A 7,940-nucleotide genomic window follows, 5' to 3' on the forward strand; every position below is an offset into this window, starting at 1 on the left:
ATGCTATGCCTAAGGCTGAACAAGGCGCCCCGCGCTTTTTTTATTACACTTCAACTTATAAACCAGTAATCTCAAGATAAATCGGAATAAGAAAGAGCATGATGATCACAAATTTAAAATTCCAGCGGATGGAGAGCTCAAACACATCTACTTTTAAGAGACTGGCTAGTAAATTATTTACTGCTGTAGCTGGTGAAACCGTGTTTGAAATCCCCCAACTCGCCAATAGTAAGACCGCAAAATACTCTGGACTAAGCCCAATTAGTTCAGGCTTAATGCTGGTAACGAGAATCGTCACGACAACGATTGGATGCAAACCCACGACTGCGGAAAGGACGATTAATAATGAAAGAAAAAATGCGATTCCGATTGTGAAGTTTCCAAATAAACCATTGATCAGTTCAACAAGTTGCCCGCTAAGTTCTGAGTGAAGAAAAGCTCCACTGAAAAAACCAGCAATCAGAAACAAGACAATCTCTTTTTTCATTCGTGGAATCCCAACAAAAATATGCTCTTTAATCTCCTCACGATAGAGCGCACGTTTTCCTGTTAAAAAACACCAGAGTACCGGAAAAACAACAGATACCAAGCAAATAATTAACACAATCGAAGAAGAAATCACTGCCTCCAAAAGTAAAACTACTGCCATAATCAAAAATAAAAGAAAGAAAAGTTCTACAACCTTTCGCTTTGCTTTTCTGAGCTCTTTATCCTCATAATCATCAACCGTCTTCCTTCCATTCGAATGATCCATTGACTCTATTAAAGGTCGCTCAATCAAAAAACTAACCAATAAACTAATAAGTGCAAGCCCTAACATATAGATGACAATTGATGTCCATGCAATTGGTAATTGACTTAAAATCAGCGCCATCGCAGAGAAATAAGGCGACCAAAAAATTGACGAGATAAACCCGCGATTAATGGCATTTGCCATCAGACGAGGCGTTTTAATTGTCGATGCTTTCATAAGTTGGTAAACGATTGAAACCGATCCAATGTTGATAACCACCCCAAGAACATGGGTCAACAGCTTTGATCCAAGAAAGAAAAAGTGAGGATCATTCATTTTTCGTGATAATACAATTTTTAAGGCTTCCACATAGCCTCCCGTTCGAACCGGGATCCCAAGAAGTGGAGCAAATAAAAACAAAGCAACCAGTGTAATATTGACCCTCATCGCTTGCAGCCATTCCTGTGGTGAGGCATTGTGATAAAGCATTAAGCCAACTGCTAGAAATAGTAGCACTAGACAAATGGTTAAAGTAGATCCACGGATCATCGGCGTAATTCCAACAATTACAGCAAGAATAAGGAGACTGACTGATACTTCGACCACCGTCTGAGGGAATACTTGCAACATTACAAAGCCAACAGCTAGTAAGCAAATAACAATACCTTGAATTTTTTCCATGTTTTTCTCAACATTCGGAGCTGTCTTTTTTCCTGGGCTAGAAATTGGTAAACTCACAGCAAGCTCCTTTCGTTTCTCTTTAGAAAAACAAAAAAACCCAGTCCGATGGCACGGAACTGAGTTTATCTACTATAAAGAGAACGGTTTTTCTCCAAACCTTCCCAATAGAAACCCGAAAAAAAGTATATGATTTTATACACCTACTATAAAGGAATTCTAGAAGAAGTTCAAACTATTTTTAATTATCGGAACTTTCAGATACCCTATTTTTTTAAAAAAAGGCAGAATCCCTTCAAATAGTTGAGGGATTCTGCCTTTTTTGTTCGAGTGACTTTTTCAGTGCCCTCGAATGAATCATGGGGGTAGCAAATATAGGGTCAAACCCCAGCAATCTATTTCCGCTTGAACAAGAGCCCCACTTTCAACTCCTCTACTTGCTGCTCTTGCTTTAAATAGAGTTGCTCAGCCTCTTCTAATGTTACTTCTTCAAAACGAATTTTTTCGCCAGGTTTTAGTTGTGCAACTCGCGGAAGATCAACTGTTATGATTTGAGCTATTTTCGGGTAACCTCCAGCTGTTTGTCGGTCTGCAAGTAAAATAATCGGGTTCCCATCTTGTGGGACTTGAATCGTTCCGTGTGAAACAGACTCTGAAATTAATTCAAAGGACTGTTCTAACTGCAAATTCTTCCCTGAAAGTCGGTAACCCATTCGATCAGATTTTGGTGTAATTTCAAACTCCTGCTCAAAGAATTGCCTTTGGCTAGAAGAAGTAAATCGGTCAAACTCTCCCCCATGTATCACACGGATGAATGACTTTGCTTTTAAAGGTAAAAAATGATCTAGATTCACACCCCAAGGTGCTATGTCTAGTAACCGATCGTCAACTTCTTTTCCAAAATGACTGTAAAAATGACTAGTATCCTGTGACACTTTGTTATACGGAAGAACATCGCCAGCTTTTAATGCTCTTCCATCATAGCCACCTATACCTCCACGTAAATACGTACTTTTACTACCCATTACTTCCTTCACAACAAAACCGCCAGCAATTGCTAGATAAGAACGAAAACCTGTTCCGCATCTACCAAACTGAAGAACACTTCCTTTTTTCACATAAACAGGTCTCCATAAAGGCACTTCTTCCCCAGCGATCGTAGGTGATAAGTCTCCACCAGTAATTGCGATAAGCGAATCTTCCTCAATTTCTAACGACGGTCCCATTAACGTAATTTCTAAAGCAGCTTCGCCTTCCTCATTCCCGACTAGCAGATTAGCAATCCTGAGGGACATGGTATCCATTGCACCACTTACGATAACCCCGTATTTTTGAAATCCATATCTTCCTAAATCTTGCATACTTGTTAGTAAACCTGGACGAATCACTTTCATGCTCATAGTTTATTCCCCTTTTTCTCCTTGTAAACTTCATATTCTTTAAGTGAAATTGGGGAAAACTTGACCAAATCTCCTGATTGTAGAAGAGTTGGAGGATTTTCACTTGGTCTAAAAAGCTCTAAAGGTGTTCGACCAATTAATTGCCAGCCACCAGGTGTTGAGATCGGGTAAACGCCTGTTTGCATACCGGCAATACCAACTGATCCTGCTGGGATCGCAACCCTAGGAGAACGATGACGTGGTGCGGCAATTCTTTCAGACATTCCTCCTAAATAAGGAAAACCAGGAGCAAATCCGATCATGTATACGAGGTATTCTCCTTTTGTATGAATCTCAATCACTTCATCCGTTGTTAAATTGTTAAGTTGGGCAACGACTTCTAAATCTGGGCCTAGTTCCCCACCGTAACAGACCGGAACATCGACGGTCCGTTTTTTATCTGCAGGTCCCCCTTCAAGCTCCTTTATACTTTCACAGATCAGTGAACAAACAACTTGATAAGGTGAACGATCCTTATTGTAGGAATGGTATATAACCGCAGGATGATAAAACACCGTCACACTTGTAAACGCTGGTACGCATTCGATAAAACCAGGAAATGGATGTTGTTCAAGATAATCGGCTACTATTTTCACTTTTAAGTGTGTAGATGGATTAATTTCTGTACCTAATACAATAATAAGAGCAGAATCACCCAGTGGTTTCATTTCAGGGATTCGTTGAGTACTTGAAGTACGCTTCATTATTTTCCTCCCTTTCTTTAATTCCGTTTTACGGAACTTTTATTCCGACTTTTAAATATGCACTCATTATAATTGTCAGAAAACAAGAAAGCAACTGGGATTGTAACGAAAACTCAATCTAAACAAATGTACTGCTTCACAAAGAATCACTACAATATTATTTGAATATTTAGTTATATGCAGGATATTCATTTTATGTTAACATATTCGAAACAGATATTCCGTTTTTCGGACAGTTAGAATACAGCATGAAAATTTCAGGACTACCGTTTGATTTAAACAGTTTGATGAAATTAGAAAAATATAGTGAAAACACTTACTTATCTTTGAACATGATAGGTGAGTAAGAACATTTAATAGAAAGGGGATTTTTCATGCATCAAGTAGATCTAAATTGTGATTTAGGAGAAAGTTTTGGAGTTTACAAGATGGGAATGGATGAAGAAATTCTTAACTTTGTGACGTCCGCAAACATCGCTTGCGGATTTCATGCAGGTGACCCTAGCATCATGCGGAAAACAGTACGGCTTGCACTTGATAAAAATGTGAAAATCGGTGCACATCCTGGATTACCTGATTTAGTAGGTTTTGGCCGTCGCAATCTGAACATTTCACCACAAGAAGCATACAACATGGTTGTCTATCAAATCGGAGCCCTTTATGGATTTATCAAAGCTGAAGGCGCTACAATGCATCATGTAAAGCCACATGGAGCGCTATATAATATGGCAGCTAGTTGTGAAAAGTTATCAGAAGCGATCGCAGAAGCTGTTTATAAAGTAGATCCACAATTAATACTTTTTGGTCTTTCAGGTAGTAAATTAATACATTCTGGAGAAAAAATAGGTCTACAAACTGCACACGAGGTATTTGCTGACAGAACGTATCAACATGATGGTTCACTAACTTCACGAAACCAGCCTGATGCGTTAATACATAATCTAGATCAAGCTTCTATGCAGGTCATACGCATGATCAAAGAAGGAAAAGTACGTTCACAGCAAGGCGTTGATGTGTCATTAAAAGCAAATACGATTTGTATTCATGGAGACGGCCCTCAAGCACTAGAGTTTGCTCGCAATATCCGCCAAGTTCTTAATACTTCAGGTATTTCAGTTCAATCGATAAATCCTTAATGGATAAAATGATAGGATGGGGGCAATAAAATGGATTCACAAAACGTTACACCAGAAAACGGAGAAAAGAAACCGACTGCATCGAAATTGAATTGGTCCCTATTAATGGGAGCTGCTTTTCTTATGGCAACTTCTGCAATTGGCCCAGGGTTTTTAACACAAACAAGTGTGTTTACAGAAACACTTTTAGCGAGCTTTGGGTTTGTAATTTTAATCTCGATCATCTTAGATATTTTCGCGCAAACAAATATTTGGAGAATTATTGCTGTATCTGAAAAAAGAGGACAAGATATCGCCAATATGGTGCTACCAGGGCTCGGCTATGTGATCGCATTACTGGTTGTTTTGGGAGGAATTGCGTTTAACATTGGAAATATTGCTGGAGCCGGTCTTGGAATGAATGTGCTGTTTGGCATTTCAGTACAAACAGGCGCAATGATCAGCGCTGGTATAGCCATAGCTATTTTTCTTATAAAAGAAGCAGGAAAGGCAATGGACCGCTTTACACTAATCGCAGGGTTCATCATGATTGCCTTAACCTTGTATGTCGCATTTTCAACATCCCCTCCTGTAGGTGAAGCATTGCAAAAATCGTTTGTACCTGATCAAATCGATATTTTAGCTATTGTTACATTAGTTGGAGGTACAGTCGGTGGCTATATTACCTTTGCCGGTGGCCATCGATTATTAGATGCTGGAGTTAAAGGAGTTGGAGCACTACCACAAGTAACCAAAAGCTCTATCGTAGGGATTTTAGTCACTTCTGTTATGCGTATTGCCCTGTTTTTAGCCGTGCTCGGAGTTGTCTCAAAAGGTCTTCAATTAGACCCAAATAACCCTCCTGCCTCCGTATTTCAGCATGCTGCAGGAAATTTCGGTTATAAATTATTCGGAATTGTCATGTGGTCAGCAGCCATTACATCTGTAGTTGGTGCCGCCTATACGTCTGTTTCCTTTATTCGCACCTTCCACCACAAGTTGGAAACAAACCATAGATGGGTTGTCATTGGCTTTATTGTTGTGTCCTCTCTATTATTTGTCGTGATTGGAAAGCCTGTAAAAGTACTTATTTTAGTTGGGACATTAAATGCTCTTATTTTACCACTTGCACTTGGTACACTTCTTGTGGCTGCATACAAGAAAAATATTGTAGGTGATTATAAGCACCCCCTATTTTTAACAATTACTGGTGTTTTTGTCGTCATTATTATGTCGATTTTAGGCGGTTATATTATCATCAACGAACTACCTAAATTATTCCAATAAAGAAAATGGAGGGGAGTTAATGAAAAACTTTGCTGATATGCAACCAGCTCAAATACGTGAACTGATAAGACGCAAAGAAATTACTGGACCAACAGCTGGTATGGCAAAAAACTTTACACAAACGAACTTGGTTATTCTGAAAAAGGAACATGCCTTTGATTTTCTATTATTCTGTCAGCGTAATCCAAAGTCTTGTCCGGTTATTGATGTTACAGAACCAGGCTCCTCTATTCCAAGGTTGGCTGCACCAAATGGTGATATCCAAACAGATATTCCGAAATATCGAATCTATAGATATGGTGAACTTATGGAAGAAGTAGCTGATATTAAAGATCTTTGGGAAGAGGACATGGTTGGATTTTTGATAGGCTGTAGCTTTAGCTTTGAATTTGCACTTATGAACAATGGAATTACGATTCGTCATATTGAGGAAAATTGCAATGTACCGATGTTTAAGACAACGATACCTTCGGTTAAAGCAGGGATATTCGAAGGACCAATGGTTGTTAGTATGCGTCCAATACCAGAGCAAGATGTGGTACGCGCTGTCCAAGTGACGTCTCGTTTTCCATCTGTGCACGGAGCCCCTGTCCAAATTGGGAATCCCCAATCAATTGGTATAAATGATATGAATCGACCTGATTTTGGTGAGCGTGTAACGATTAAAGATGGAGAAGTTCCAGTTTTTTGGGCATGCGGTGTCACACCACAAGCAGTTGCACTACAAGTAAAACCTGAGCTAATGATTACACATGCACCAGGTCATATGTTTATTACAGATTTACAAGATGAGAAATTTAGTGTTTTATAAAATTACGAATAATGGATAAGTTCTCAAAAGACCTGACCCATCATGTTCAATGGGTCAGGTCTTTTCTGTTAGGTTACATTTCCACATATCCCAGTTTTTGAGATAGTTCATCCGCTGCGCTTTTAACCTTTTCAATCAACAGCGGCAATTTCTCTTCTTGAAAATTCACATTAATACCAGCGATACTAATGCCGGCAACAATCTGTCCGTTATTATTAAATATCGGTGCAGCAATGGCACAAGTATGATCTGCAAGTTCTGATCTACTTAAGGTATAGCCCAGTTTTCGTGATTCTTCCAACATAGGAAGCAGTTTTGTTTTATCTGTAATTGTCCCAGATGCCATTGGTCTCAGTTCTATTCTATTTAAATAGTCTTCCCTTTCATCATTAGGAAGAAACGCAAGAATAATACGAGAACACGCTCCAGCATAAAGTGGCGATCTTCGGCCTACTTTTGTAAAAAGCCCCACTGCTTGTTTAGTTTCAAGCTTTTCAATATAAATCGCTTCCTCGCCATCTTGTACAATGAGATTAACCGCTTCCCCCACCTCATCACGAAGCCTTTGCATAACAGGTAAAGCAATTTGTCGAATATCTAATCGTTCTGAAACTAATTGACCAAATTGAAGAAATAATAATCCTAATGAATAATTCCCCTCTTCATCTTTTTCAAGGAATCCCATCTCTTCGAATGCCGTCACCATTCGATAAACAGACGTTTTGGGCATTCCTGAAAACTGAACCATCTCGCTTAAACTCAGCCTTGAATGTGTTAGGAAAAGATTAAGCACATCCATTGATCTCACGACCGTCTTATTCTTACTCTGCATGAGCCCTCTCCCTCACTTAGAATTTTAAAGACATTTGTTCCGAATTTCGGTATGTACATTATTATACGTTGTAGAATAGAAAACGCAAGATTGCGAGATTCACACGCGTTAATGGGATAAAAGGCGCACTCTACCATCGTTTTCTTATGATACTGTATATAATGGTCCTTTTGTTGAATAAGAAAAAGATCACCCGATTAACGTTGTTGTAAATATCTGATAAGATAAAGTAGACAATAATTTGTACTACAAACCCGATACATAGTATCTGTACTATCAATTTCTTAAGTAGTAATGGCAGCCGAAAGGACGTTATACCTTGTTTGAAACATTACTATTGA

Annotated in this window: 7 protein-coding genes; 3 read left to right on the forward strand and 4 right to left on the reverse strand. The window is 38.9% G+C overall.

Annotated elements, in window-relative coordinates; all coding sequences use genetic code 11:
* Window positions 1-55: 55 nt before the first annotated feature.
* From ACFFIX_RS18075 to pxpB, 3 genes are all read right to left on the reverse strand, one after another.
* Complete coding sequence (locus ACFFIX_RS18075; RefSeq protein ID WP_378936454.1) at window positions 56-1,471, reverse strand: hypothetical protein; 1,416 nt, start codon at window positions 1,469-1,471, stop codon at window positions 56-58.
* Between the two features lie 335 nt (window positions 1,472-1,806).
* A complete protein-coding gene (locus ACFFIX_RS18080; RefSeq protein WP_378936456.1) occupies window positions 1,807-2,811 on the reverse strand; it encodes a 5-oxoprolinase subunit C family protein in 1,005 nt (334 codons plus the stop codon).
* Window positions 2,808-3,554 carry a 5-oxoprolinase subunit PxpB gene (pxpB, locus tag ACFFIX_RS18085; RefSeq protein ID WP_378936458.1) on the reverse strand — a complete coding sequence of 249 codons (747 nt, stop codon included), beginning with the start codon at window positions 3,552-3,554 and terminating at the stop codon, window positions 2,808-2,810. Before pxpB ends, ACFFIX_RS18080 begins: the two co-directional genes overlap by 4 nt.
* 374 nt (window positions 3,555-3,928) lie before the next feature.
* Here pxpB and pxpA point away from each other — a divergent pair, with 374 nt between their 5' ends.
* The 3 genes from pxpA to ACFFIX_RS18100 are packed head-to-tail and all read left to right on the forward strand — an operon-like array spanning window position 3,929 to window position 6,767.
* The gene (gene pxpA, locus ACFFIX_RS18090) at window positions 3,929-4,690 is read left to right on the forward strand and encodes a 5-oxoprolinase subunit PpxA (protein ID WP_378936459.1); all 762 of its coding nucleotides are present in this window, start codon (window positions 3,929-3,931) and stop codon (window positions 4,688-4,690) included.
* A gap of 30 nt (window positions 4,691-4,720) precedes the next feature.
* Window positions 4,721-5,956 carry an NRAMP family divalent metal transporter gene (locus tag ACFFIX_RS18095; protein ID WP_378936461.1) on the forward strand — a complete coding sequence of 412 codons (1,236 nt, stop codon included), beginning with the start codon at window positions 4,721-4,723 and terminating at the stop codon, window positions 5,954-5,956.
* Between the two features lie 19 nt (window positions 5,957-5,975).
* Window positions 5,976-6,767 (forward strand): putative hydro-lyase, encoded by a 792-nt coding sequence (locus tag ACFFIX_RS18100; RefSeq protein WP_378936463.1) that lies wholly within the window; start codon window positions 5,976-5,978, stop codon window positions 6,765-6,767.
* 73 nt (window positions 6,768-6,840) lie between these two features.
* On the opposite strand, the gene ACFFIX_RS18105 is transcribed toward ACFFIX_RS18100, so the two are convergent.
* Window positions 6,841-7,599 (reverse strand): IclR family transcriptional regulator, encoded by a 759-nt coding sequence (locus ACFFIX_RS18105; protein ID WP_378936465.1) that lies wholly within the window; start codon window positions 7,597-7,599, stop codon window positions 6,841-6,843.
* Window positions 7,600-7,940 lie beyond the last annotated feature (341 nt).

The sequence above is a fragment of the Metabacillus herbersteinensis genome, from assembly GCF_042433335.1.
GTDB classification, from domain to species: Bacteria; Bacillota; Bacilli; order Bacillales; family Bacillaceae; genus Metabacillus; species Metabacillus herbersteinensis.

What these genes read in the sequence shown, in the direction of transcription:
- ACFFIX_RS18105 (WP_378936465.1), bottom strand. Translation starts at nt 7,599, where the DNA reads ATGCAGAGTAAGAATAAGACGGTCGTGAGATCAATGGATGTGCTTAAT.
- ACFFIX_RS18080 (WP_378936456.1), bottom strand. Translation starts at nt 2,811, where the DNA reads ATGAGCATGAAAGTGATTCGTCCAGGTTTACTAACAAGTATGCAAGAT.
- pxpA (WP_378936459.1), top strand. Translation starts at nt 3,929, where the DNA reads ATGCATCAAGTAGATCTAAATTGTGATTTAGGAGAAAGTTTTGGAGTT.
- pxpB (WP_378936458.1), bottom strand. Translation starts at nt 3,554, where the DNA reads ATGAAGCGTACTTCAAGTACTCAACGAATCCCTGAAATGAAACCACTG.
- ACFFIX_RS18100 (WP_378936463.1), top strand. Translation starts at nt 5,976, where the DNA reads ATGAAAAACTTTGCTGATATGCAACCAGCTCAAATACGTGAACTGATA.
- ACFFIX_RS18095 (WP_378936461.1), top strand. Translation starts at nt 4,721, where the DNA reads ATGGATTCACAAAACGTTACACCAGAAAACGGAGAAAAGAAACCGACT.